This is a genomic window from Hylemonella gracilis ATCC 19624 (genome assembly GCF_000211835.1).
Taxonomy (GTDB): Bacteria; Pseudomonadota; Gammaproteobacteria; order Burkholderiales; family Burkholderiaceae_C; genus Hylemonella; species Hylemonella gracilis.
This window is the reverse complement of the sequence record NZ_AEGR01000082.1, coordinates 21,936-47,454: the sequence shown is the minus strand read 5'-3', so window position 1 is coordinate 47,454 and position 25,519 is coordinate 21,936. Positions and strand designations below refer to the sequence as shown.

Here is a 25,519-nt window from a genome sequence, read left to right as displayed (position 1 = left end):
TTAGAAGTTTGATCCGCGTTGTGGCGTCCCGGTTGAACCCGGTGGGGGCGGCGTCTCGATGCGGTGCTCAGCCCCGGGCCAGCGCGGCAAAACGCCAGCTCACGCGCATCACCAGGGTCTCGCCCGAGCTCAACACGCGCAGACCCGGACGCCCCGGCAGGTGGAAGGCGTCGATGGGCTGGGTGATGGGCTCGAAACAAAAAGCCGGTCCTTGCGGCGGGCGATAGATCAGGCAGTAATGGTTTGCCGAGCCACCGTCGGCATCGAAGTCGGGCATCTGGGCCGTCAAGGCGAGGCCGTGCTCCGGCCACTCGATCCTGGCCTGACCGCCCCAGCCCGTGTAGCCGTTGTCGATCAACGTCCCATGGGCCGAAATGCCTTGATTCAAATCCCAGCCCTCGGGGAACTGCGCCGTGTGCCCCACGGGCAAGGGGTCCTGCCCGCTGAGCCAAACACCCTGCACGGGCGCCGTGATGCGCGTCTTGGGCGTGCGCGGGAACCACGGGTGCAAGCCGATGCCGTAGGGCAAGGGCGCTGCGCCCCGGTGGCGCAAGCGCACCTCCTGGTCCAGACCGCCGTCCACCAGGCGGAAGGTCTGCACGGCCTCGTAGTCGTAGGGGTTGCCCTGGAAGCCGCGTGAATGCAGGGTCATCTCCAGGGTGTCGGGCGCGGGTTGGCTCAGGGCCCAAGGCTGGAGCCAGCCGTCGCCATGGATCGGGTAAGGCTCGCCCGCGCGGTTGGGCTGCATGGGGTGGAAACGGCCTGCGTGTTCAAAGCCGCCGCCACTGATGCGATTGGACCAAGGCACCATGGCAAAGGAGGCCAGCTGGTACAGATCCGGGGTGCGGACGTCCCAGGGCCGCCAGAGGTCGAGTCGGCCCTGCGGGGCCGAGGGCTGGTCGATCTGCCACGCGGCGACGCTGCCGCCGAGGCTGGGGACCAAGCCGAGATGCTGCCCGGCGTGACGCAGCCAGACGATGGGATGGGCGGTGTTACTCATGCAGGCACTTTCATCAAGAAATGGGAAGAAGGAAGGAGGTCAGGTCTGGTCTGGTCGAGTGAGGACCAGTCAGGTCAATGAGAAACATCTTGGCGGCGTGCGCCTTGAACGAACGCGCCCGCCGCGCGCGCAACTACCCGCCGTAGAGGTGCGCGGGCAGCCCCGGACTGTCCACCTCCACCGCGAACAGTCCGCCCGCCAGGGGTTCGGCCGCCAGCTGCGCCGCTCCCATGCCGACCCGGGCCGTGGAGATGAAGAGGGTGCGCAGGTCCGGGCCGCCGAAGGCGCAGTTGGTGACTTGGCCCGTGGGCAAGGTGACGCGGGCCAGTTCTTCGGTGGTCTGCGGGTCATGGCAACTCACGCGGGCGCCGCCCCAGTGCGCGATCCAGAGACGGCCCAGCGCGTCCGTGGTCATGCCGTCGGGCAGGCCCTCCCCCTCGTCGAATTGCTTCCACAGGACTTTGTTGGACAGCGTGCCCGTGACGGGGTCGCTGTCGTAGCGGTAAACGCGGCCTTGCACCGTGTCATTGAAGTACAGGTGACGGCGGCGGCCGACATCGCCCCCGGCCCAGGTCGGCCCATTGGTCACGGCGAAGCCGTCTTCGTGGCGCGTGCAGCGGCCGTCCGGGTCCAGACGGTAGAGCGCGCCGCTGGGCGCCTCGCAGGCAAAGTCCATGGACCCGGCCCAGAAACGGCCTTGGGCGTCACATTTGCCATCGTTGAAGCGGTTGCCCGTGCGTTCGGGTTCGGGCTGGTGCAGGTAGCGCGGCTCACCACCGCTGGCGGGATCGAACAAGGCATAGCCCCTGCGCAAGGTCACCACCAGGCCGGGGGCGCGGGCGCGCTCGGCCAGGGCGGAGATTTCCTCGGCGAAGGTCCAGCGGGTTTGCGTCCCGCTGCGGGGGTCCCAGCGGTGCAGTTGGCGCGACAAGATGTCCACCCAGTACAGCACCTGCTCCCGCACCGACCAGAGCAGCCCTTCGCCGAGTTCGGCGCCCGCCGCCTGAACGCAACGCAGCTCGCCGATCACGGGGGCCACGGACTCAGGCCGCCAGGGCGCGGCAGTGGGAATTTCCTGGGCAGGCATGCAGGTCTCCATCTTTGTTTTATCGCCCGTTCCGGCAGGGCTCCGGTACAAGCCTCTTGACACAGGCCATCTTATCAACGCACATTAATATACGTAATCTATTTTTTTACTATTTATTGATACTTTTATTGATATGTCATCCAGCATCACGACCCCATCGACCTCCCAGTTTTCGCGGTTCCCCAGCCTGAAAGACCGCGCCGTCTTCATCACGGGCGGCGGCAGCGGCATCGGCGCGGCCATCGTGAGCGCCTTCGCCGAACAAGGCGCGCGCGTGGCCTTCGTGGACGTGGCCCGTGACGCCAGCGAGAAGCTGGCCCAGCAAGTGGCCGATGCCGGCCACGCCCGCCCCTGGTGGCGGGTCTGCGACGTGCGCGATGTGAAGGCGCTGCAATCGGCCATCCAAGACGCCGCGAAGGAATTGGGGGATTTCTCGGCGCTCGTCAACAACGTGGCCAACGACGACCGCCACACGCTCGAGTCCGTCACGCCGGAGTACTACGACGAGCGCATGGCCATCAACGAACGCCCGGCCTTCTTCGCCATCCAGGCGGTGGTGCCGGGCATGCGGCGGCTGGGCGCGGGCTCGGTGATCAACCTGGGCTCCACGGGCTGGCAAGGCAAGGGCGGTGCCTACCCCTGCTACGCCATCGCCAAGTCCTCGGTGAACGGCCTGACGCGCGGTCTGGCCAAGCCCTTGGGGCGCGACCGCATCCGCATCAACACCGTCTCGCCCGGCTGGGTCATGACCGAGCGCCAGATCAAGCTCTGGCTGGACGCGGAGGGCGAGCAGGAAATCCAGCGCAACCAGTGCCTGCCCGACAAACTGCAGCCGCACGACATCGCGCGCATGGTGCTGTTCCTGGCCTCGGACGACGCGGCCATGTGCACGGCCCAGGAATTCAAAGTGGACGCGGGCTGGGTCTGATTCGGATCAACCCCCTGAGGCGCTGCGCGCCTTCCCCCTTCTCTCGAATTGCTGCGCAATTCGGGAAAGGGGACACCGCCAGCGCGGCGGGGCGGCCCTTGCGCGGCGGGGCGGCCCTTGCGCGGCGGTTCTGGCCCTAGTCACCGGCGTCCAGACGGCGCCCGTACTGCGCCTGACTGGTCTGCTTGATGGCCTTCATCATCACCTTGGCGGCGGGCGAGAGCAGGCGGTCGGTGCGGGTGATGATGCCGAAGTCGTCCATGTGGCAGGGCAGGTCGATGGGCAGCACCGACATGATCCCGTGCGCTGCGTAGTACTGCGCCACGTCGACCGCCAGCACGGCCACCATGTCGCTCTGCTGCAGCATGCGGGTGATGAAAAGCAGCGACGAGGTCTCGACGATGTTGAGCGGCGGCGCCAGCCCGTCCTGCTGGAACATCAGATCAAAACGGTGCCGCAACACGCTGCCCGTGGGCGGAAGGATCCAGCCCGCCGACACCACGTCGCGCAAGGTCAGCCCACTCATGCCCAACAGGGCATGGCCCGGCCGCGCCACGGCGCAGACCTGCTCACCCGTGAGGGGCTCGTAACGCAGATGCGCCTTGTCGTGCTCGGCGAACAAGCGGCCCACCAGGATGTCCAGCCGGCCCTGCTCCAGGCGCTCCAGCAGCACCGGGCTGGTCTCGATGTCCAGCGACACCCGCAGGCTGGGATGCTCCTGCTTGACCAGGGCCACCGCGGAGGGCAATACGCGCAGGCCCGGCGAAGTGATGGCGCCAACCCCCACTTGGCCGAAATGCCCGGTCTTGAGCGCGCTCAGTTCGTCGTGCGCCTGGTTCAGACTCGCCAGGGCCATGCGGGCGTGCCGGATCATGGTTTCCCCGTACCAGGTGGGCCGCATGCCGCGCGGCAGGCGCTCGAACAGCGGCACCTCCAGCACGTCCTCCAGATCCTTGAGCAGCTTGGACGCCGCGGGCTGGGTCATGCTGAGCACCTGCGCGGCCCGGTGGATATTGCCCTCCTCAGCCAAGGCCACGAGCAACAGCAGTTGGCGGGTCTTGAGGCGAGCGCGGATGAACCAATGGTTGTAGGTGCTCATCTGGTTTTCCAGAATGCAGATAGTGATATCTATTTTGCACAAAAAACTATTGGATTGATATTAAAAACATCCATAGACTTCGCTTTCACATTCAGTAGACGGCCCGACCCCCACATGAAACGCGGTGACTCCCAGCCCACACCCCGACACTACATCAACGGGCGCTGGGTCAGTGGCAGCACCACGGGCACGAGCATCAACCCCTCGGACACGCGGGAGGTGGTGGCCGAATACGCACGGGCCGACCGCAACCAGGCCGAAGAAGCCATCCGGGCCGCCGCCGACGCCCTGCCATCCTGGAGCCTGAGCACCCCCCAACGCCGCGCCGATGCCCTGGACCAGATCGGCAGCGAAATCTTGGCGCGCAAGGACGAACTGGGCACCCTGTTGGCGCGCGAGGAAGGCAAAACCCTGCCCGAAGCGGTGGGCGAGGTCGCCCGGGCCGGACAAATCTTCAAGTTCTTCGCGGGCGAGGCGCTGCGCGTGCCGGGGGACACCATCGCCTCGGTGCGACCCGGCGTGCAGGTGGACGTGACCCGCGAACCCGTGGGCGTGGTCGGCCTGATCACGCCTTGGAACTTTCCCTTCGCCATTCCCGCCTGGAAGATCGCGCCGGCCTTGGCCTACGGCAACACCGTGGTGTTCAAGCCGGCCGAGCTGGTGCCTGCCTGTGGCTGGGCCTTGACCGACATCGTGAGCCGCTGCGGACTGCCCGCGGGGGTCTTCAACCTGGTGATGGGCAGCGGCCGCGAAGTCGGCCAGACCCTGGTGGACCACCCCCTGGTCAACGCGCTGAGCTTCACCGGCTCGGTGCCGACGGGCGAGCGCATCCTGCAGGCGGCCAGCGCGCGGCGCGCCAAGGCTCAGCTGGAAATGGGCGGCAAGAACCCGCTGGTGGTGTTGGCCGACGCCGATCTGGAGCAGGCCGTGGACTGCGCGCTGCAAGGCGCGTATTTCTCCACGGGCCAACGCTGCACCGCGTCCAGTCGCTTGATCGTGGAGGCCAAGGTGCACGACGCCTTCGTGGCCCGGCTGCGCCAGCGCCTGGTGGACCTCAAGGTCGGCCACGCGCTGGAGCGCGGCATCGAAATGGGCCCCGTGGTCGACAAGAACCAGCTCGACCAGGATCTGGCCTACATCGAGATCGCGCGCAACGAGGGCGCGGAACACGTCTGGGGCGGTGAACGCCTGCAGCGCGCGACGCCCGGCCATTACATGAGCCCCGCCCTCTTCCTGGCGCGGCCCGAGCACCGCATTGCGCGCGAGGAAGTGTTTGGCCCCGTGGCCTGCGTGCTGCGCGCGGACGACTACGACCACGCCCTGGCCCTGGCCAACGACACCCCCTTCGGGCTGTGCGCGGGCCTGTGCACCACCTCGCTCAAGCACGCCATGCACTTCAAGCGGCACGCGGACGTGGGCATGACGATGGTCAACTTGCCCACCGCGGGCGTGGATTTCCACGTGCCCTTTGGTGGCCGCAAGGCCTCCAGCCACGGGGCACGCGAGCAGGGTCGCTACGCTGTCGAGTTTTTCACCACGGTCAAAACCGGCTACATGCTGGCTTGATCTTTTTTTCTCACTTCAACAACCAGGAGACAAAAACCATGAGATTCAACCGCCGCATCCTCACCCTCGCCTTGGCCTGCGCGCCACTGGCCGCCCTGCCCACGGGCGCCTGGGCACAGCAGAAACCGCTCGTCATGGGCTTCAGCCAGGTGGGCGCCGAGAGCGAATGGCGCACGGCCAACTCCGAGTCCATCAAATCGGCCGCGAAGGAAGCGGGGATCGAACTCAAGTTCTCCGACGCCCAGCAGAAGCAGGAAAACCAGATCAAGGCCATCCGCTCCTTCATCGCGCAGAAGGTGGACGTCATCGCCTTTTCGCCCGTGGTCGAGTCGGGCTGGGAGCCGGTGCTGCGTGAAGCCAAGGCCGCCAAGATCCCGGTGATCCTGACCGACCGCGCGGTCAACGTGAAGGACACCTCGCTGTACGTGACCTTCATCGGCTCCGACTTCGTGGAAGAAGGCCGCAAGGCGGGCCGCTGGCTGGTCGAGAAGATGAAGAACGAAAAGGGCGAGGTCAACATCGTCGAACTGCAAGGCACCGTGGGCTCGGCGCCCGCGATCGACCGCAAGAAGGGCTTCGAGGAAATCATCAAGGCCGATCCGAAGTTCAAGATCATCCGTTCGCAAACCGGTGACTTCACGCGCGCCAAGGGCAAGGAAGTCATGGAAGCCTTCCTGAAGGCCGAGGGCAAGAAGATCAACGTGCTCTACGCGCACAACGACGACATGGCCATCGGCGCGATCCAGGCCATCGAAGAAGCGGGCCTGAAGCCGGCCAAGGACATCACCATCATCTCCATCGACGCCGTGAAGGGCGCCTTCGAGGCCATGATCGCCGGCAAGCTCAACGTGAGCGTGGAATGCAGCCCGTTGCTGGGCCCGCAGCTGATGGCCGCGGCCAAGGACGTCAAGGCGGGCAAGCCCATCCAGAAGCGCATCGTGACCGAGGAAGGCATCTTCCCGATGGAAATCGCCGCCCGCGAATTTCCCAAGCGCAAGTACTGATCGGCAAGTACTGATCGAGCGATCGGCTGATCGCTCACGGACTTGACCGGCGGCCGTCGGCACCCGCCAGCGGCTGTCCATATCGACAGACAGAGGCCGACTCGCGTCATCCGACGCGACGCGGCCACGAACGAACAACAAGCAGGAGACCCCCATGAAACGAAACACTCTTCAGGCCCTGGTGGCCACACTGGCCTTGGGCACCTTGGGCGCCCTCGGCCTCGCGCACACCGCGTCCGCGCAGGACAAGGGCAGCATAGGCATCTCGATGCCGACCAAGTCCTCGTCGCGCTGGATCGCCGACGGCGACAACATGGTCAAGGTGCTGAAGGCACGCGGCTACCGCACGGAACTGCAGTACGCCGAGGACGATATCCCGAACCAGCTGGCCCAGATCGAGAACATGATCACCAAGGGTGTGAAGGTGCTGGTGATCGCCTCCATCGACGGCACCACGCTGTCGCGCGTGCTGCAAAACGCCGCCGACAAGGGCATCAAGGTCATCGCCTACGACCGTCTGATCAAAGGCTCGAAGAACGTGGACTACTACGCCACCTTCGACAACTTCCAAGTCGGCGTGCTGCAAGCCACCTCCATCGTGGACAAGCTGGGCCTGAAGCAGGGCAAGGGTCCGTTCAACATCGAACTCTTCGGCGGCTCGCCGGACGACAACAACGCCTACTTCTTCTACGACGGCGCCATGAGCGTGCTGCAGCCCTACATCGACAGCGGCAAGCTGGTGGTGCGCAGCAAGCAGACCGGCATGAACAAGGTGGGCACGCTGCGCTGGGACGGCGCGGTGGCGCAGGCCCGCATGGACAACCTGCTCTCCGCCTTCTATGGCAAGGACAAGGTCCACGCCGTGCTGTCACCCTACGACGGTCTGTCCATCGGCATCCTGTCCTCGCTCAAGGGCGTGGGCTACTGCACGGCGCAGCAACCCTGCCCGGTGGTCAGCGGCCAGGACGCGGAGATTCCGTCGGTCAAGTCCATCCTGCGGGGCGAGCAGCATTCCACCGTGTTCAAGGACACGCGTGAGCTGGCCAAGGTCGCCGCAAACATGGTGGATGCGGTGCTGTCGGGCAAGAGCCCCGAGATCAACGACACCAAGACCTACAACAACGGCGTGAAGGTGGTCCCGTCCTACCTGCTCAAGCCGGTGGCGGTGGATGCCTCCAACTGGAAGCAGGTGCTGGTCGGCAGCGGTTACTACACCGAAGCCCAGCTCAAGTAAGCCCGCCCACCTGATCGACGGAGCGTTTGCCTCATGCTGCTCGAGATGCGGGACATCCGCAAGACCTTCACGGGCGTGGTCGCCCTGGACCGGGTGAACCTGCGGGTCCAGGCCGGCGAGATCCATGCCATCGTTGGCGAAAACGGCGCTGGCAAGTCCACGCTGATGAAGGTGCTCTCGGGCATCTACCCTCACGGCAGCTACGACGGGGCGATCCGCTTCGACGGTCAGGAGCGCCACTTTGAAGGCATCCGCGACAGCGAACGCCTGGGGATCATCATCATCCACCAGGAGCTGGCGCTGGTGCCCCTGCTCTCCATCGCCGAGAACATCTTCCTCGGCAAGGAGACGGCGCGTCACGGTGTGATCGACTGGATGGCCGCGCACGGCAAGACGCAGGCGCTGCTGAAGAAGGTGGGCCTGCGCGAGTCCTCGGACGCGCTGGTCGGTCAGCTGGGCATCGGCAAGCAGCAGCTGGTCGAAATCGCCAAGGCGCTGTCGCGCGAGGTGAAGCTGCTGATCCTGGACGAACCGACCGCCAGCCTGAACGAGGAAGACAGCCAAGCCCTGCTCGACCTGCTGCTGGAACTCAAGGCGCAGGGCATCACCTGCATCTTGATTTCGCACAAGCTCAACGAAATCGCCCGCGTGGCCGACGCCATCACCGTGCTGCGCGACGGCAGCACCGTGGAGACGCTGGACTGCCGCGCTGGCCCGGTCAGCGAAGACCGCGTGATCCAAGCCATGGTCGGCCGCAAGATGGAAGACCGCTACCCACGCCGCCAGCCCCGCATCGGCGAAACGGCTTTCGAAGTGCGTGACTGGCACGTGCACCATCCTGAACGGGGCGACGCCTTCATCAAGGGCGTCAACCTGCAGGTGAAGCGCGGCGAGATCGTGGGCATCGCCGGGCTGATGGGCGCCGGTCGCACCGAATTGGCCATGAGCATTTTCGGCCGCTCCTGGGGCCAGCGCATCAGCGGCCAGGTCCTGCTCAATGGCCAGCCCATCGACGTGAGCACGGTGGGCAAGGCCATCCGTCACGGCCTGGCCTACCTCACCGAGGACCGCAAGGGCTACGGCCTGGTGCTCGATGAAGACATTTGCTTCAACGTCCCGCTGGCTCGCCTCGAAGGTGTCTCCCGCGCGGCGGTGATCGACGACGCCCGCGAGCATCAGATCGCGCAGGACTACCGCGAACGGCTGCGCATCCGCTGCGCGGGCGTGGACCAGAAGACGGTCCACCTCTCGGGTGGCAACCAACAGAAGGTAGTGCTGAGCAAGTGGCTCTTCACCAACCCCGAGGTGCTCATCCTCGACGAGCCCACGCGCGGCATCGACGTGGGCGCCAAGTACGAAATCTATACCCTCATCGCGCAACTGGCCCAGGAGGGCAAGTGCGTGATCGTGATCTCCTCGGAGCTTCCCGAGCTGCTGGGCATCTCGGACCGGATCTACGTGATGGACGAAGGGCGCTTCGTCGCCGAGATGCCCACGGCCGAAGCCTCCCAGGAAAAGATCATGCGAGCCATTGTGAAAACCGCCTGACCATGTCCCAGTCTTCCGCCACCCTCCCGCCCTCCCCGAGCCAGACTCAGGCCCAGCCCCTGCCCGCGCACACGCACACGCCTGCGGGCCGCTCCACGCTGCATCACTTGAAGCAAAATTTCCGCGAGTACGGCATGCTGATCATGCTGATCGCGATCATGGCTTTCTTCCAGGTCGTGACCGAGGGCACGCTGATGCAGCCCTTGAACCTCACCAACCTGCTGCTGCAAAACAGCTACATCGTCATCATGGCGCTGGGCATGCTGCTGGTCATCGTGGCGGGCCACATCGACCTTTCGGTCGGCTCGGTCTGCGGCTTCATCGGCGCGCTGGCGGCCGTGCTGATGGTGCAATTCGATTGGCACTTCCTGCCCGCGACCCTGGTCTGCCTGCTGTGCGGCGGCCTGATCGGCGCCCTCCAGGGCTGGTTCGTGGCTTACTCGCGCATTCCCTCCTTCATCGTCACGCTGGCGGGCATGCTGGTCTTCAAGGGCCTGGCCCTGGCGCTGCTGGCGGGCCAATCGGTGGGGCCGTTCCCCGATGCCTTCCAGATGCTCAGCTCGGGCTTCATCCCCGACCTCTTCAACGCGGAAACGCTGCGCCTGACGTCCCTGCTGCTGGGCGTGGCCGCCGCCGCCGCCTTGACCCTGGCCGTGCTGCGCTCGCGCGCCAAGCGCCTGCGCCATGGCATGCAGGTCGAGCCCGCGGCCTTGTTCAGCCTCAAGACGGCCGTGTTCGCCGCCCTGCTGATTTACTTCAGCTACCTGCTGGCGTCCTACAAGGGCCTGCCCAATGTGCTGGTCGTGATGGCCGTGCTGATCGTGCTGTTCGACTTCGTCACCAGCCGCACCACCGTGGGCCGACGCCTCTACGCGATGGGCGGCAACGAGAAGGCGGCCAAGCTTTCCGGCATCAAGACCGAGCGCCTGGCCTTCTACGCCTTCGTCAACATGGGTGTGCTGGCCGCCCTGGCCGGCCTGGTGTTCGCCGCGCGCCTGAACACGGCCACGCCCAAGGCAGGCCTGGGCTTCGAGCTGGACGTGATCGCCGCCTGCTTCATCGGCGGGGCCTCGGCCTCGGGCGGGGTGGGCAAGGTGCTGGGCGCGGTGATCGGCGCCTTCGTCATGGGCGTGATGAACAACGGCATGTCCATCCTGGGCATCGGCATCGACTACCAGCAGGTCATCAAGGGCGTGGTGTTGCTGGCGGCGGTGCTGGTCGATGTCTACGGCAAGAACAAGGCCTGAAGTCTGGAACACCATGAGCAGCCCATCCCTAACGCCCGTGCTGCAGCTCACGGGCATCCACAAGCAGTTCGCGGGCATCCCGGTGCTGCGCGACGTACAACTGCGCCTTTACCCTGGTGAGATCCACGCCCTGATGGGCCAGAACGGCGCGGGCAAATCCACGCTGATCAAGGTGCTCACCGGCGCGATCCCGCCCAGCGGCGGGCAGATGCGGCTGGCGGGATCTGAGTCAGCCGGCGAACCGATCTCCGCTTGGCCCGAATCGCCCCTGGCCGCGCAACGCCTGGGCATCAGCACCGTCTACCAGGAGGTCAACCTCTGCCCCAACCTCTCGGTGGCGGAGAACATCTACGCCGGTCGCTACCCGCGCAAGGGCTTGCTCCAAGGCCGGCGCATCGACTGGGCGGCGGTGAACCAACGCGCCCGCGAACTCGTCGCGCGCGTCGGCCTGGACATCGACGTGACGCGCCTGCTGTCGGACTACCCGGTGGCGGTGCAGCAGCTGGTGTCCATCGCCCGCGCGCTGAGCATCGAGTCGCGCGTGCTGATCCTGGACGAGCCCACGTCCAGCCTGGACGACGACGAAGTGCGCAAGCTCTTCGACGTGCTGCGCCGCTTGCGTGACGAGGGCCTGTCCATCGTGTTCGTCACGCACTTCCTGAACCAGGTGTACGCCATTTCGGACCGCATCACCGTGCTGCGCAACGGCAGCTGGGTGGGCGAGTGGCCGGTGGCGGACCTGCCCGCGCCCGCCCTGATCGCGGCCATGCTGGGCCGTGAACTGGCGGCGTCCTCCACCCAGCGGCAGGCGGAACCCGCCTTCGACGCGAACCAGCCCGCCTTGCTGGAGGTGGAAGGCTTGGGCCAGGGCGGCCAGCTGCAGCCCATGGACCTGCGCCTGCGCGCGGGCGAGGTGGTCGGGCTGGCTGGGCTGCTGGGCGCCGGCCGCACCGAGCTGGCCCGTCTGCTGTTCGGGCTGGAGTTGCCGGACCGGGGCGTGTTGCGCGTCGATGGGCAAGTGATGGCCTTCTCGAACCCCATGGACGCGATCCGCCAGGGCTTGGCCCTGTGCCCCGAGGAACGCAAGACCGATGGCATCGTGGCCGACTTGTCGGTGCGCGAGAACATCGCGCTGGCCTTGCAGGCCCGCCAGGGCATGGGCCGTTTTCTCTCGCGGGCCGAACAAAGCGCGCTGGCGCAGCGCTACGTCGAGCTGCTGGGCATCAAGACCGCGAGCGTGGAAACGCCCATCGGTCTGCTGTCGGGCGGCAATCAACAGAAGGCCATCCTGGCCCGCTGGCTCGCCACCGAACCCCGTCTGCTGATCCTCGATGAACCCACGCGCGGCATCGACGTGGCCGCCAAGCGAGAGATCATGGACCAGATCCTGCGCCTGGCGCAGGCGGGCATGGCCGTGCTCTTCATCTCGTCCGAAATGAGCGAGGTGGTGCGTGTCGCGCACCGCATCGTGGTGCTGCGCGACCGCCACAAGGTCGGTGAACTGCCCGCGGGAAGCAGCGAGGACGCCGTCTACGAAATGATTGCCGCAGGATGAACCGCCCTCTCCAAAGCGCCTCGGGCGCCCCTACTCAAATCGCCTCGGTCTGGACCGCCGCGCTGCGGCACCGCTTGGCCTGGCCTGTGCTGACCCTGTTGCTGCTGCTCGCGGTGAACACAGCGTTCAACGACAGCTTCCTTCACATCGAGTGGCGCGACGGTCATCTGTACGGCAGCCTGATCGATATCCTCAACCGCGCCGCGCCCCTGGTGCTTGTCTCCCTGGGCATGACCATGGTGATCGCCACCCGCGGCATCGACATCTCGGTCGGCGCCGTGGTGGCCATCGCCGCCGCCGTGGCGGCCTGGATGATCGGCGGCTCGGTCGCGGGCGATGAAAGCCGCTTCCCCCTGCCCCTGGCCCTGCTGGGCGCGGTGGGCGTGGCCGCCCTGTGCGGCCTGTGGAACGGCGTGCTGGTGGCGCGCATCGGCATGCAGCCCATCATCGCCACACTGATCCTGATGGTGGCGGGCCGCGGCATCGCGCAGCTGATCACCGACGGGCAGATCATCACCATTTACTACAAGCCCTATTTCTTCCTGGGTGGCGGGTATCTGGCGGGCCTGCCCTTCTCGCTCTTCGTGGTGGCGGCGATCTTCGTGCTGCTCTACCTGGCCGTCACGCGCACGGCGCTGGGCCTGTTCATTCAGGCCGTGGGCATCAATCCGTCCGCGGCGCGCGTGGCGGGCGTGCGCTCGGGGCGCCTGGTTCTGGGAGCCTACGTGTTCTGCGGCGTGTGCGCGGGCATCGCCGGGCTGCTGATCAGCTCCAACGTCAAAAGCGCCGATGGCAACAACGCCGGGCAATTGCTGGAGCTGGACGCCATCCTGGCCGTGACCCTGGGCGGCACCTCGCTGCTGGGCGGGCGCTTCAGCCTGGTGGGCAGCGTGATCGGCGCGCTGATCATCCAGACGCTGACCTACGCGATCTACTCCCTGGGGGTGCCGCCCGAGATCAATCTGGTGGTCAAGGCCGGTGTCGTGTTCGTCGTGATGCTCCTGCAGTCGCCGGAGTTCCGCGCCGAACTGGGCGTGCTCGTGCGCCGTGGCGTGTCCAAGGAGGCCTGGTGATGCGCGCCACGTCTACGTCCACGGCTTCGTCCACCACCTCGTCGCTCTCTTCGCCGTCGCCGCTGCGGGCGGGCTCCGCCGAGGCGGCCCCGCCGGTGGACCGTCCCTCCTCTTCCCTGTTCTCGGGCATGAACGCCAAATACCTGCCGCTCGCGGCCACCATGACCTTGTTCGTGCTCATGGCCTCCTTGGGGTCGATGCTCTACCCCGGCTTCTTCTCCGTCCAGGTGTTCTTGAACCTGCTGATCGACAACGCCTTCTTGATCATCGTCGCGATTGGCATGACCTTCGTGATCCTGTCCGGCGGCATCGACCTGTCGGTGGGCTCCGTGGTGGCGCTGAGCACCATGGTGCTGGCGACCCTGGTCGAGCACCATGGCTGGAGCCCGCTGGCGGCGATTCCCTTGGTGCTGCTGATGGGCGCGGCCTTTGGTGCGTTCATGGGCTTCCTGATCCAACGCTACCGGCTGCAACCCTTCGTGGTGACGCTAGCGGGCATGTTCCTGGCCCGGGGCCTGTGCTACTTGATCAGCATTGACTCGATCACCATCACCCACGAAGGCTATTCCGAGCTGGCCCAGTGGCGTCTGCAACTGGGTGAAACGGCGTCCATCTCGCTGGGCGCGCTGATCGCCGTTGGCCTGCTGCTGGTCGCCATCTTCGTGGCCCACTGGACGCCCTTCGGCCGCGCGGTCTACGCCGTGGGCGGCAATGAGCAGTCCGCGGTGCTGATGGGCTTGCCGGTGCGCCGCACCCTGGTGGGGGCCTACCTGCTCTCGGGCTTCTGCTCGGCGCTGGGCGGCGTGGTCTTCACCTTCTACATGCTCTCCGGCTACGGCCTGCACGCCACCGGCATGGAGCTGGACGCGATCGCGGCCGTCGTCATCGGCGGCACCCTGCTGACCGGCGGCGTGGGCTACGTGGCGGGCACGCTGTTCGGCGTGCTGACGCTGGGCATCATCCAGACGCTGATTTCCTTCGACGGCACGCTCAGTTCCTGGTGGACCCGCATCGTCGTCGGTGTGCTGCTGCTCATCTTCTGCCTGCTGCAACGCGTGTTGGCGCGCCGGCCGGCCTCATCTGTCTGAATCACCTCCTCCTCTCTTTCCATCATGACCACCCCCACGAAAAAGAAACTCCGTTCCACCGAATGGTTCGGCACCGCCGACAAGAACGGCTTCATGTACCGCAGCTGGATGAAGAACCAGGGCATCCCGGACCATGAGTTCGATGGCCGCCCCGTCATCGGCATCTGCAACACCTGGTCCGAGTTGACGCCCTGCAACGCGCATTTCCGCAAGATCGCGGAGCACGTCAAGCGCGGCATCTACGAGGCCGGCGGCTTTCCGGTGGAGTTCCCGGTGTTCTCCAACGGCGAATCGAATCTGCGCCCCACGGCCATGCTCACGCGCAACCTGGCCAGCATGGACGTGGAAGAAGCCATCCGCGGCAACCCCATCGACGCGGTGGTGCTGCTGGTGGGATGCGACAAGACCACGCCCGCGCTGCTGATGGGCGCGGCCAGCTGCGACGTGCCCGCCATCGTGGTGACCGGTGGCCCCATGCTCAACGGCAAGCTCGACGGCAAGGACATCGGCTCGGGCACCGCCGTGTGGCGCTTGCATGAATCGTTGAAGGCGGGCGAGATCAACGAACACCAGTTCTTCGCGGCCGAGGCCGGCATGTCGCGCTCCGCGGGCACCTGCAACACCATGGGCACGGCCTCCACCATGGCCTGCATGGCCGAGGCGCTGGGCACCTCGCTGCCGCACAACGCGGCGATTCCCGCCGTGGACGCACGCCGCTACGTGCTGGCCCACATGTCGGGCCGCCGCATCGTGGAGATGGTGCACGAGGACCTGCGCCTGTCCAAGATCCTCACGCGCGAGGCCTTCGAGAACGCCATCCGCACCAACGCCGCCATCGGCGGCTCGACGAATGCCGTGATCCACCTCAAGGCCATCGCGGGTCGCATCGGCGTGCAACTGGAGCTGGAGGACTGGACGCGCATCGGCCGCGGCACGCCCACCTTGGTGGACCTGCAGCCCTCGGGGCGTTTCCTGATGGAAGAGTTCTATTACGCCGGTGGCCTGCCCGCCGTGCTGCGCCGCCTGGGCGAGAACCAGCTGCTGCCGCACCCGAACGCGCTCACCGTCAATGGCAAGAGCCTCTGGGACAACGTGCGCGAGGCCCCCCAGTACAACGACGAAGTGATCCGCCCGATCAACAAGCCCCTGATCGCCGACGGGGGCATCTGCATCCTGCGCGGCAACCTCGCGCCGCGCGGCGCGGTGCTCAAGCCCTCCGCCGCCTCGCCCGAACTACTCAAGCACCGCGGCCGCGCCGTGGTGTTTGAGAACCTCGAGCACTACAAGGAACGCATCGTCGACGAAAACCTGGACATCGACGCCAGCTGCGTGATGGTGATGAAGAACTGCGGCCCGCGCGGTTACCCCGGCATGGCCGAAGTGGGCAATATGGGCTTGCCCCCGAAGCTGCTGCGCCAAGGCGTGAAGGACATGGTGCGCATCTCCGACGCCCGCATGAGCGGCACGGCTTACGGCACGGTGGTGCTGCACGTGGCGCCCGAAGCCGCCGCGGGCGGCCCGCTGGCCGCCGTGCGCGACGGTGACTTCATCGAACTCGATTGCGAGCAGGGCCGCTTGCACCTGGACATCAGCGAGGCCGAACTGGCCCAGCGCATGCAGGCGCTGAAGAACGCCGACATGGGCGGACGCGGCGGCTACCAGCGCCTGTACGTGGACCACGTGTTGCAGGCCGACGAAGGCTGCGACTTCGACTTCCTGGTCGGCTGCCGCGGCTCTGCGGTGCCGCGCCACTCTCATTGATATGCCCCCCTGTGCCGCTTCGCGTCATCCCCCCCGGGGGGGACGCTCCCAGTGGCCCGGCAAAGCCGGCTCCACGGGAGCCCTGGATGGCATTCGGCGCTCCGGGTGGACCGGAACATGCGACGCCAAGTTCGCGCTCTACTTTTGATTCACTGATCTGACCATGACCTCTTCCGCTCGCGCCCCGCGCTACCAAGGCATCTTTCCCGTGGTGCCCACGACCTTCCATGAGAACGGTGAACTCGACCTCGAAAGCCAGAAGCGCTGTCTCGATTTCATGATCGACGCGGGCGTGGATGGCCTGTGCATCCTGGCCAATTTCTCGGAACAGTTCTCGCTGTCGGATGCCGAGCGCGAGATTTTGACCCGCACATCGCTCGAACACGTGGCCGGGCGCGTGCCCGTGATCGTCACCACCACCCACTACGGCACCGGCGTCTGCGCGGCCCGCAGCCGCGCCGCGCAGGACCTGGGCGCGGCCATGGTGATGATCATGCCGCCCTACCACGGCGCCACCTTCCGCGTGCCCGAGGCGCAGATCCACGAGTTCTACGCCCGGGTCTCCGACGCCATCGACATTCCCATCATGGTGCAGGACGCGCCCGCCAGCGGCACGGTGCTGTCGGCCCCCTTCCTCGCGCGCATGGCGCAAGAGATCGAGCACCTGGCCTACTTCAAGATCGAGGTGCCGGGCGCCGCCAACAAGCTGCGCGAGCTGATCCGCCTGGGCGGCGCGGCCATCGAAGGCCCCTGGGACGGCGAGGAAGCCATCACCCTGCTGGCCGACCTGGACGCGGGCGCCACCGGTGCCATGACCGGCGGTGGCTTTCCCGACGGCATCCGCCCCATCATCGTCGCCCACCGCGAAGGCAAGGCCGACTTGGCTTTCGAGCTGTACCAGCGCTGGCTGCCCCTGATCAATCACGAGAACCGCCAAGGCGGCATCCTCACCGCCAAGGCCTTGATGAAGGCCGGCGGCGTGATCGCCTGCGAGGCGGGCCGCCACCCCTTCCCGCCCATGCACCCCGAGGTGCGTCGCGGCCTGCTGGACATCGCGCGCCGGCTCGACCCCCTCGTGCTGCGCTGGGCGCGCTGAGCGGTCATGTCACACCACGACACCTCACGCACCGCTGGCCTGATCGGGCTGGACTGGGGCACCACATCCCTGCGCGCCTACCGCATGGACGCCGCGGGCCGGGTGCTGGAAACGCGCCAGCGCCCCTGGGGCATCATGCGCCTGCCCCAAGTCAGCGAGGGCCTTGCCTCACCCGGGGCAGGTTTCGAGCTGGCCTTCACCGAGACCTGCGGTGACTGGCTCGACGCCGCGCCCAACTTGCCCGTGATCGCCTGCGGCATGGTGGGCAGCGCGCAAGGCTGGAAGGAAGCCGCCTACCTGGACGTGCCGCTGCCGCTGACGCAGATCGGCACACGCTTGACCGTCATCGAACGCCAAGGTCCGACCTGGCGCACCCCGGTGCACGTGGTGCCCGGCTTGATCCAACGCCAGGGCCTGCCCAATGTGATGCGCGGCGAGGAAACCCAGGTGCTGGGCGCGGTGGCGGGACTGGGCGAGACGTGGACGGAGGGCGAACTGCTCGTGGGCCTGCCCGGCACGCACTCGAAATGGGTGAGCGTGAACCTCGGATCAGCACCGGGCCATGCAGGCCAAGGAGGCCTAGAAGACCCAGCAGCGCAAGGAAACGAAGGAAACCAAGGAGGCAACGGGGCGAGCGTGAGCCGCTTCGAGACCTTCATGACCGGCGAGGTCTATGCGGCCTTGCGCGAACACACGATCCTGGGCCGCACCATGAGCGCGGCCCCCACGCCGCCGGACTGGGCAGCCTTTGAACGCGGGCTGCACGTGGCCGACGAGCCCGAGGGCGCGGCCGGTCCGCTGTCCACGATGTTCAGCACCCGCACCCTGGGCCTGACCGGCGCGCTGCCCCCAACCGCCCAGGGAGATTACCTGTCGGGCTTGCTGATCGGTCACGAGGTCGCCGCGCTGGCGGGGCTGCTGCGCGCGCGGGCAGCACGGTCACCCCAATCCGCAAGGCCGCGCATCCTGCTCTGCGGCGAACCCGATTTGTGCCATCGCTACACCCTGGCCCTGCAAAGGCACGGCCTGCCCGAACCAGCTCGGGCCGAACACGCCACCGAACGCGGCCTCTGGCGGCTGGCCCTCGCGGCCGGCTTGGTGCAGGCCGCCCCTGCGCACACCACACCATGAGTCATCCTGATATTTCCAACATCCTGGCCCAGTGCGGCCTCGTCGCCATCCTGCGCGGGCTGCGGCCCGACGAGGCCGTGGACATCGGTCGCGGTCTCTACAAAGCGGGCTTTCGCCTCATTGAAGTGCCGCTGAATTCGCCCGATCCGCTGGAGAGCATCCGCCAGCTGCGCAATGGCCTGCCCCACGACTGCTGGGTCGGCGCGGGCACGGTGATCGACCCCGCCGACTGCGCGCGCATCCGCCAGGCTGGCGGCGAGTTCATCGTCATGCCCCACAGCGACCCCGCCGTGATCCGGGCCGCGAAGACGGCTGGGCTCGCCTGCTGCCCCGGCGTGGCCACGCTGACCGAGGCCTATGCGGCCTTGGCCGCGGGGGCAGACGCGCTCAAGCTCTTTCCCGCCGAGCAGCTCGGCCCCAAGGCCTTGCAGGCCTGGCGCAGCGTGCTGCGCCCACCCGTGGCCCTGCTGCCCGTGGGCGGCATCACGCCCTCGCACCTGGCGCCTTACGTGCAGGCGGGTGCCAGCGGCTTCGGCCTGGGCTCGGCCTTGTACAAACCCGGCTTCGATGCGGCGGAAGTCGCCCGGCGCGCGCGCGACTTCGTCGCGGCTTGGCGCGAAGCACGCAGCGACCAAGGAGCACGGGCATGAAGATCACCAAGCTCAGCACCTTCATCGTTCCGCCGCGCTGGTGCTTCCTGAAGATCGAGACCGACGCCGGCATCGTCGGCTGGGGCGAACCCGTGGTCGAGGGCCGCGCCCATTCCGTGGCCGCCGTGGTGGAGGAACTCTCTGACTACCTCATCGGCAAGGACCCGCGCAACATCGAGGACCACTGGACGGTGCTCTACCGTGGCGGTTTCTACCGGGGCGGCGCCCTGCACATGAGCGCGCTGGCCGGCATCGACCAGGCGCTGTGGGACATCAAGGGCAAGCACCTGGGCGTGCCGGTGTCGCAGCTGCTGGGCGGCAATGTGCGCGACAAGATCCGCGTCTATTCCTGGATCGGCGGCGACCGCCCGGCCGACACCGCTGCGGCGGCCCAGCGCGCCGTTGAGCGCGGCTTCACGGCCGTCAAGATGAACGGCACGGAGGAACTGCAGTACATCGACAGCCACGACAAGGTCGACAAATGCCTGGAGAACGTGGCCGCCGTTCGCGAGGCGGTGGGGCCGCTGGTGGGTATCGGCGTGGACTTCCACGGGCGCGTGCACAAGCCCATGGCCAAGGTGCTCATCAAGGAGCTGGCGCCTTACAAGCTGATGTTCATCGAAGAGCCCGTGCTCAGCGAACATTACGAAGCGCTGAAGGAACTGGCGCCCCTGAGCGCCACACCCATCGCCCTGGGCGAGCGCCTGTACTCACGCTGGGACTTCAAGCGCATCCTGTCCGAAGGCTATGTGGACATCATCCAGCCCGACCCCTCGCACGCGGGCGGCATCACCGAGACGCGCAAGATCGCGATGATGGCCGAGGCCTACGACGTGGCCCTGGCCCTGCACTGCCCGCTGGGGCCGATCGCGCTGGCCACCTGCCTGCAACTCGACGCCGGCTGCTACAACGCCTTCATCCAGGAACAGAGCCTGGGCATCCACTACAACGCCAGCAACGACCTGCTGGACTACGTCGTCAACCGCGAAGCCTTCGCCTACGAGAACGGCATGGTCACCATCCCGCAAGGCCCGGGCCTCGGCATCGAGATCAACGAGGACTACGTGAAGGAACGCGCGGCCGTCGGCCACCGCTGGCGCAACCCGGTCTGGCGGCACGCGGACGGCAGTTTTGCGGAGTGGTGAGGTGGGGCGCGGTCCCCGGGCGCTAGTACATGCGATCAAAGTTGAAAGCAATCCTGACAGAAGGCCCGACTAGATCTCAGAGGCTGCTCAGCAGCGGTTGCTGTACTTCAACCGCCTGACCGAACCACGCGGGTGCCGCATAGCCTTTGCATGGCCAACCCAGCGAATGAAGAAGCGCCCCCAGTAGACGTACACCTGCTTGGTGCTAAGGCAAACTACTACCGGCAACTCGCCAGTCAGACCTCCATGGTGGTGGCCTGACTTAAACCAACCGGCCTCCACGAAAGCCTGGGCGGTTCAGCCGTTCACCTTCACGTTATGCCCCATGAATGAAAAATCACAACGCTTCGACCTAGAGTCCGAAAGCGCTCTGAAGCAGCTTGCAGGAGCGGAGATTCATACCCTTTTGAGCGAGAGCTGCGATATCGCCATTGGTGAGTCGCTACTTGAGGTGATGTCGGTCTCCATCCCTATTTTTGGGGGCAGGAGTTTCATAGTTATTGAAAGCGACTGGGCCGATACGCCCAAGGATTGGTTGGACTATCACCTCCTATCTGTTCGGGTGGCAAAGGCGCCGCGTGGCATCTACTACAACCACAACGCTCCGAAGGGCGGCGTCAACTACAGGAGTGATCATCTGAGCATTCGCCTCGGTGCAGTCGCACGGGTATCAAGCATTCAGATTCTTGAGGCCTTCGAACAAGGTGCTTCCGAGTCCGTCGTCTATGACGCAGGCCTTATAGTGACACGATCAGACGGCCTAAGGTTTGCAATCGTGCGTGCTCAGTCCATTCGTGGTTCGCTGAACGTTGCTCATGCGCCCCGGGATATCGAGCAGCTCACCCAAGGCTTAGCGGTCAGGTGGACGTATGCGGCATAAATATTCACTCAAGCGGACAGATCAATCGACCTCCTTCCAACTCCAACACACGAGCGTGTTGATCCAAAGGCGGTATTCAGCCCGAAACTGTCATCCTTTTGGCAAAGAGTCTGGCGATCACGGTCGCCGCCAGACTTGGCTACCCATGTAGCGCGCGGTTTCAGCTCGAAACAGGCCATTGCCCCTCATACCGCACCTTGAGCCGTCAACCAGCGCGCGCGCTGGCGTCAAGGCCCGGATGCTGCAGATGCCGCCTACAGGCGGAACACCTGCACCGCGTGCGCCAGCGTGTCGGCGCCGGACTTCAGGCCCGCCGAGGCGGTGGCGGATTCTTCCGCCAGCGCGGCGTTCTGCTGCGTGAGTTCGTCCAGGCGGTTGATGGCGTCGTTGACCTGGGCCACGCCCAGGGTCTGCTCGTGCGCGGCGGTGCTGATTTGGTTGATCAGCGCGCCCACCTCGCGCACGGCGGCGACCACGTCCGCGATGGTCTGGTTGGCGTGCTGCATGCGCTGCGCGCCGTTGCCGATCTGGGCCGAGGACTGGGCGATCAAGTCGCGGATTTGCTTGGCCGCGGCACCGCTGCGCTGGGCCAGCGCGCGCACCTCGCTGGCCACGACGGCGAAGCCCTTGCCCGCGTCGCCCGCGCGCGCGGCTTCGACGGCGGCGTTGAGCGCCAGCAGATTGGTTTGAAAGGCGATGCCCTCGATGGTGTTGACGATGTCGCCCATCTTGCTGGCCGAGCGCTGGATTTCGCTCATCAGCTCGCTCAACTCCTGCACGGACGCGCCGCCCTGGGTCGCGACCCGGGTGCTGCGCTCGCTGTGGCCCAGCACCTCGGAGGCTATCTGCGCGGTGTTCTTGATGGTGCCGGAGATTTCCTCCATCGACGACGCCGTCTGCTCCAGGCTGCTGGCCTGGGATTCGGCGCGCAAGGCCAGGTTCTTGCTGCCATCGGCAATCTCGCTCGCGGCATGGTTGAAGCTGGCGGCCTGCCGGTTCACGTCCCCGATCACGGCGCGCAGGTTGATCTGCACCTGGCGCAGATTGCCCAAGGTGCGCGCCATGTCGCTGTAGGGGCTCGGGTCCAGCTCGGTCTTGAGGTTGCAGGCAGCCAGGTCGCGGGTGAAGCGCTCCACTTGCCGCATCGGATGCACGAGGAATTTCTGGAACCAGGCCAGCATGATGCCGGTGCCCAGCAACAGACTCGACAACTGCACCCCGCCCGTGAGACCCACCCCCCAGCCCAGCCAGGCACCCAGCCCCCAGGGCAGCATGCCCAGAACGATCACCATCAGCAAGGCCGCAGCCAAGCGCAGGGACAGACTGCGTTCGAACCAGTCCACCGTCAAGCCGCTGACCAAACCCTTGAACCCGTGCCAGCGGACATGGCCGTGCTCCAGATGGAAGCTGGGCCGCCCCGCCTGGGTCTCTTCGTTGAGGCGTTGGTAGAGCGCGGCCGTGGCCTCGATCTCGGCGCGGGAGGGTTTGGTGCGCACCGAGAGGTACCCGATGGGCTTGCCGTCTTCCATGATGGGCGTGACGTTGGCGCGCACCCAGTAGTAGCGCCCATCCTTGCGGCGGTTCTTGACCAGGCCCGTCCAGGGACGGCCGCGCCCGATGGTGCGCCACAGGTCGCGGAAGCCCTCTGCAGGCATGTCCGGGTGACGCACGATGTTGTGGTTCTCGCCGATCAACTCCTCGGCGGAGTAACCGCTGGTCTCGAAGAAGGCGGCGTTGCCATGCACGATGTGGCCGCGCGTGTCGGTCATGGACACGAGCATCACGTGGGCCGGATAGTCGTATTCCTGATCGATGACGGGCAGATTGACGCGCACGTGGACTCCTTGTTGTTGCTGAAACGGTGACTGCTTATCGCTCACGCATTCTCGCTTGGGCGATGCGCAATTTTCTTCTCAGGAATCGATGCTAATGAGGAAATGCCTTGCCGTAAAACCACTTCAGGTCTTGGCGCACGCGGGCTTTGATCCACGTCAAACTTTGCGCAAGCCCCCCACACGCACGCCAAGCAAGCGAAAGCGGCGCTGCAGGTCCACGCGTTTGAGGCACAGCCCTGCGGCGTGGCGGATGGCCTGCGCGTCGGCGGTGTGAAAGTCCAGCGTCTGGTCGCGCGTGACGCTCTTGAAGTCCGCGTAGCGCAGCTTGACGCCGATGGTGCGCCCCTCGTAGCCCTTGCGCTGCAGGTCGGCGGCCACGCGCTCGCACAGGCTGGTGAAGATGGCGGCCAGCTCGGCCTTGTCGCGCACGGCGTGCAGGTCGCGCTCGAACGTGGTTTCGCGGCTCACGGAGACCGGCTCGCTTTCGGTCACCACCGGGCGTTCATCACGCCCCCAGGCGGCTTCATGCAGCCAGGCGCCATAGCTGCGGCCAAAGCGTTCGACCAGTTCACCCTTGGAGCGCGCCGCGAGTTCACCGATGGTGCTGATGCTCAGGGCCTGCAGCTTCTCGTCCGTCTTGGGACCGATGCCGTTGATCTTGCGGCAAGGCAACGGCCAGATTTTTTCTTGCAGGTCGCTTACCTGCACGATGGAGATGCCCTTGGGCTTGTTGAACTCGCTCGCCATCTTGGCCAGCAGCTTGTTGGGCGCGACGCCGATGGAGCAGGTCAGGCCGGTCGCCTCGAAAATGCTTTTCTGGATGAGACGGGCCAAGGTACGCCCGCTCTCGCGCTGGCCTCCCGGCACTTCGGTGAAGTCGATGTACACCTCGTCCACGCCACGGTCTTCCATCACGGGGGCGATCTCCAGGATCACTTCCTTGAAGCGGCGCGAGTAGCGGCGGTACTCGTCGAAGTCCACCGGCAGCAAGATGGCCTGCGGGCAGAGCTTGGCGGCCTTCATCAGGCCCATGGCCGAGCCCACGCCGAATTGACGCGCGGGGTAGGTGGCGGTGGTGATGACGCCGCGCCCCGTGTAGTCCTTCAACAGCGGGAAGGCTTCGATGGGAATTTCTGCCAGCGGCAAGCCCTCGTGCTGTTTCAGCAGCGCGTCGTCGGTGCGCCGGCGCGAACCGCCGATGACCACGGGCAGGCCCTGGAGCTGCGGGTAACGCAACAACTCCACCGAGGCGTAGAAGGCGTCCATGTCCAGGTGGGCGATGCGCCTGGACGTCGCGGGTGCGGACGTGGATCGCGCCGGGAGCGGCGCGTCGTCCTCCTCATCGAACAGACTGGGCTCGGGCACCTGCACCGTCGCGCTCAGGCCTCAGGCCACAGGATAGGTCCCCGGCACCAGGATGCTGCGGTCCACGCCTTGCAGATGGCGGTGGCCGCAGAAGGCCATGGTCGTGTCCAGTTCCTTGTGCAGCATCTGCAAGGCCTTGGTGACACCGGCCTCGCCCATCGCGCCCAGGCCGTAGACCATGGCGCGGCCAATCATGGTGCCCTTGGCGCCCAGAGCCCAGGCGCGCAGCACGTCCTGGCCGGAGCGGATGCCGCCGTCCATCCACACTTCGATCTTCGAGCCGACCTCGCTCACGATGGCCGGCAGCGCGGCGATGGAAGACGGCGCACCGTCGAGCTGGCGCCCGCCATGGTTGCTGACCACGATGGCGTCGGCCCCGCTGGCCACGGCCAATCGGGCGTCTTCCGCGTCCATGATGCCTTTGAGGATGAGCTTGCCGCCCCACTGTTCCTTGACCCAGGCGACATCGGCCCAGGACAAGCGCGGGTCGAACTGCTCATTGGTCCAGACCGCCAGCGACTTCATGTCGCTCACGGCTTGCACATGGCCCACGAGGTTGCGGAAGGTGTGGCGGCGCGTACCGGCCATGCCCAGGCACCAGCGCGGCTTGGTCGCCAGGTTGAGGATGTTTTTCAGCGTGGGGCGCGGCGGCGCGGTCAAGCCGTTCTTCAAGTCCTTGTGGCGCTGGCCGATGACTTGCAGGTCCAACGTGAGCACCAGGGCCGAGCACTTGGCGTCCTTCGCGCGCTGGATCATGCGCTTCATCGCCTCGCGGTCGCGCATCATGTAGAGCTGGAACCAGAAGGGCGCGCTGGTGTGCTCGGCGATGTCCTCGATGGAGCAGATGCTCATGGTCGAGAGCGTGAAGGGGATGCCGAACTTCTCGGCCGCGCGCGCGGCGTGGATCTCACCGTCGGCGTGCTGCATGCCCGTCAGCCCGACCGGGGCGATGGCCACGGGCATCTTGGCGTCGATGCCGATCATCTTCACCGCCGTGCTGCGGCCTTCCATGTTCACCGCCACGCGCTGGCGGAACTTGATGGACTGGAAATCCGCTTCGTTGGCGCGGTAGGTGCTCTCGGTCCAGGAACCGCTGTCCGCGTAGTCGTAGAACATGCGCGGCACGCGCTTCTCGGCCAGGCGGCGGAGGTCTTCGAGGTTCGTGATGACAGGCATGGAAATTTCGAGGTGATCGACGAAGCGGGCATTATGTCCGCAGCGCCCAGA

General features: G+C 66.2%; 21 protein-coding genes. 15 read left to right on the top strand and 6 right to left on the bottom strand.

Features of this window, described 5'->3' with window-relative positions; all coding sequences use genetic code 11:
* Positions 1–67: 67 nt before the first annotated feature.
* Both HGR_RS13160 and HGR_RS13155 read right to left on the bottom strand, forming a co-directional pair.
* Positions 68–1,000 (bottom strand): aldose 1-epimerase, encoded by a 933-nt coding sequence (locus HGR_RS13160; RefSeq protein WP_006298773.1) that lies wholly within the window; start codon positions 998–1,000, stop codon positions 68–70.
* Between the two features lie 133 nt (positions 1,001–1,133).
* Positions 1,134–2,087 (bottom strand): SMP-30/gluconolactonase/LRE family protein, encoded by a 954-nt coding sequence (locus HGR_RS13155; protein ID WP_039853546.1) that lies wholly within the window; start codon positions 2,085–2,087, stop codon positions 1,134–1,136.
* Between the two features lie 133 nt (positions 2,088–2,220).
* Here HGR_RS13155 and HGR_RS13150 point away from each other — a divergent pair, with 133 nt between their 5' ends.
* Positions 2,221–3,015 (top strand): SDR family NAD(P)-dependent oxidoreductase, encoded by a 795-nt coding sequence (locus HGR_RS13150; protein WP_006298771.1) that lies wholly within the window; start codon positions 2,221–2,223, stop codon positions 3,013–3,015.
* Positions 3,016–3,151: 136 nt separating this feature from the next.
* Here the strand turns inward: HGR_RS13150 and HGR_RS13145 are convergent, their stop codons facing one another.
* Positions 3,152–4,114 (bottom strand): LysR substrate-binding domain-containing protein, encoded by a 963-nt coding sequence (locus tag HGR_RS13145; RefSeq protein ID WP_006298770.1) that lies wholly within the window; start codon positions 4,112–4,114, stop codon positions 3,152–3,154.
* A 114-nt stretch (positions 4,115–4,228) separates the two neighbouring features.
* Here HGR_RS13145 and HGR_RS13140 point away from each other — a divergent pair, with 114 nt between their 5' ends.
* The 14 genes from HGR_RS13140 (at position 4,229) to HGR_RS13075 (ending at position 21,092) form a co-directional block, all read left to right on the top strand.
* On the top strand, positions 4,229–5,680 hold the full coding sequence (locus HGR_RS13140; RefSeq protein WP_006298769.1) for an aldehyde dehydrogenase family protein: 1,452 nt from the start codon (positions 4,229–4,231) through the stop codon (positions 5,678–5,680).
* A 38-nt stretch (positions 5,681–5,718) separates the two neighbouring features.
* Positions 5,719–6,684 (top strand): ABC transporter substrate-binding protein, encoded by a 966-nt coding sequence (locus tag HGR_RS13135; RefSeq protein WP_006298768.1) that lies wholly within the window; start codon positions 5,719–5,721, stop codon positions 6,682–6,684.
* Positions 6,685–6,838: 154 nt separating this feature from the next.
* Positions 6,839–7,918, top strand: a complete 1,080-nt coding sequence (chvE, locus tag HGR_RS13130) for a multiple monosaccharide ABC transporter substrate-binding protein (RefSeq protein ID WP_006298767.1) — start codon at positions 6,839–6,841, stop codon at positions 7,916–7,918.
* Positions 7,919–7,951: 33 nt separating this feature from the next.
* Complete coding sequence (gene mmsA, locus HGR_RS13125; RefSeq protein ID WP_006298766.1) at positions 7,952–9,466, top strand: multiple monosaccharide ABC transporter ATP-binding protein; 1,515 nt, start codon at positions 7,952–7,954, stop codon at positions 9,464–9,466.
* Between the two features lie 2 nt (positions 9,467–9,468).
* On the top strand, positions 9,469–10,713 hold the full coding sequence (gene mmsB, locus HGR_RS13120) for a multiple monosaccharide ABC transporter permease (protein WP_006298765.1): 1,245 nt from the start codon (positions 9,469–9,471) through the stop codon (positions 10,711–10,713).
* 13 nt (positions 10,714–10,726) lie between these two features.
* Complete coding sequence (locus tag HGR_RS13115) at positions 10,727–12,268, top strand: sugar ABC transporter ATP-binding protein (protein WP_039853545.1); 1,542 nt, start codon at positions 10,727–10,729, stop codon at positions 12,266–12,268.
* Complete coding sequence (locus HGR_RS13110; protein WP_006298763.1) at positions 12,265–13,341, top strand: ABC transporter permease; 1,077 nt, start codon at positions 12,265–12,267, stop codon at positions 13,339–13,341. Before HGR_RS13115 ends, HGR_RS13110 begins: the two co-directional genes overlap by 4 nt.
* 128 nt (positions 13,342–13,469) lie before the next feature.
* A complete protein-coding gene (gene yjfF / locus HGR_RS13105) occupies positions 13,470–14,429 on the top strand; it encodes a galactofuranose ABC transporter, permease protein YjfF (protein ID WP_050797469.1) in 960 nt (319 codons plus the stop codon).
* Positions 14,430–14,453: 24 nt separating this feature from the next.
* Positions 14,454–16,190 (top strand): IlvD/Edd family dehydratase, encoded by a 1,737-nt coding sequence (locus HGR_RS13100; protein WP_006298761.1) that lies wholly within the window; start codon positions 14,454–14,456, stop codon positions 16,188–16,190.
* 163 nt (positions 16,191–16,353) lie between these two features.
* Positions 16,354–17,286, top strand: a complete 933-nt coding sequence (locus HGR_RS13095; protein ID WP_006298760.1) for a dihydrodipicolinate synthase family protein — start codon at positions 16,354–16,356, stop codon at positions 17,284–17,286.
* Between the two features lie 6 nt (positions 17,287–17,292).
* Complete coding sequence (locus HGR_RS13090) at positions 17,293–18,417, top strand: 2-dehydro-3-deoxygalactonokinase (protein WP_006298759.1); 1,125 nt, start codon at positions 17,293–17,295, stop codon at positions 18,415–18,417.
* Positions 18,414–19,067, top strand: coding sequence for a 2-dehydro-3-deoxy-6-phosphogalactonate aldolase (locus HGR_RS13085; protein ID WP_006298758.1), 654 nt, complete (start codon positions 18,414–18,416; stop codon positions 19,065–19,067). Before HGR_RS13090 ends, HGR_RS13085 begins: the two co-directional genes overlap by 4 nt.
* Complete coding sequence (gene dgoD, locus HGR_RS13080) at positions 19,064–20,212, top strand: galactonate dehydratase (protein ID WP_006298757.1); 1,149 nt, start codon at positions 19,064–19,066, stop codon at positions 20,210–20,212. Before HGR_RS13085 ends, dgoD begins: the two co-directional genes overlap by 4 nt.
* Before the next feature lie 325 nt (positions 20,213–20,537).
* A complete protein-coding gene (locus HGR_RS13075; protein ID WP_006298756.1) occupies positions 20,538–21,092 on the top strand; it encodes a hypothetical protein in 555 nt (184 codons plus the stop codon).
* 254 nt (positions 21,093–21,346) lie between these two features.
* Here the strand turns inward: HGR_RS13075 and HGR_RS13070 are convergent, their stop codons facing one another.
* From HGR_RS13070 to HGR_RS13060, 3 genes are all read right to left on the bottom strand, one after another.
* Positions 21,347–22,927 carry a methyl-accepting chemotaxis protein gene (locus tag HGR_RS13070; RefSeq protein ID WP_006298755.1) on the bottom strand — a complete coding sequence of 527 codons (1,581 nt, stop codon included), beginning with the start codon at positions 22,925–22,927 and terminating at the stop codon, positions 21,347–21,349.
* Positions 22,928–23,083: 156 nt separating this feature from the next.
* Positions 23,084–24,193 carry a DNA polymerase IV gene (dinB, locus tag HGR_RS13065; RefSeq protein WP_138922530.1) on the bottom strand — a complete coding sequence of 370 codons (1,110 nt, stop codon included), beginning with the start codon at positions 24,191–24,193 and terminating at the stop codon, positions 23,084–23,086.
* A 120-nt stretch (positions 24,194–24,313) separates the two neighbouring features.
* Positions 24,314–25,468, bottom strand: coding sequence for an alpha-hydroxy acid oxidase (locus tag HGR_RS13060; protein WP_006298753.1), 1,155 nt, complete (start codon positions 25,466–25,468; stop codon positions 24,314–24,316).
* Between the last annotated feature and the right edge of the window lie 51 nt (positions 25,469–25,519).